This is a genomic window from Blautia caccae (assembly GCF_040095955.1).
In the GTDB taxonomy this organism is placed as follows: domain Bacteria; phylum Bacillota; class Clostridia; order Lachnospirales; family Lachnospiraceae; genus Blautia; species Blautia celeris.
Genome location: NZ_JBBMFP010000105.1, coordinates 1 through 627, shown reverse-complemented (window position 1 = coordinate 627; position 627 = coordinate 1). Strand labels below are relative to the sequence as shown.

The following is a 627-nucleotide window of genomic DNA, read 5'->3' as shown; positions in this document are numbered from 1 at the left end:
CCCACACCTATCATCGTTCAGTGGAGTTTACGGAAGATTATGTGACAAAGCACAGCACAAATGGCTACGTTACATTGAGCACTACCATTGCTGATATTCCGGCTGGAAACTATAAGATTTATGAAGAGGGCAGCATCTTACGCTACATACTGACAGATGCAACGGCGCAAACAAATAACATTACTGTTACCAAAAAAAATCTGGAGACGATCAACGGATTTGTGAAAATTGATGCCGATGTATCAGCGGATCTTACAGCTGAAGACGGAGAAATGACCTTTGAGAATCATAAGACGCATTATGACAAACTTTCTCATAATAGTATGGTTGTAAATACTATAAAATAATTACACAATATGCTATACTGAGAGTATTGAATCGCCATAGTAATGGTGGCGGTTCGATGCTCTTATATTTTATATAATACATTATAAATATAATATACTTGACAACGGGAATTGAAATAGGAGGATTTTATGAAAATCAAAAAGGTTTTAACAAGAGGCTTGTTGGTCTGCCTTACAGGTGCAGTGCTTGCTTCAACTCCGGCAGCTCTTCTAGATGTCAATGCAGCATCCTGGAAGCAAAACAGCACTGGCTGGTGGTGGCAGGAAGACGATGGCAGAT

The 627-nt window shown here is 39.4% G+C and carries 1 pseudogene; it reads left to right on the top strand.

Annotated features, from left to right (window positions below):
• Positions 1-347: pseudogene (locus WMO65_RS26430) on the top strand (hypothetical protein); the annotation flags it as partial.
• Between the last annotated feature and the right edge of the window lie 280 nt (positions 348-627).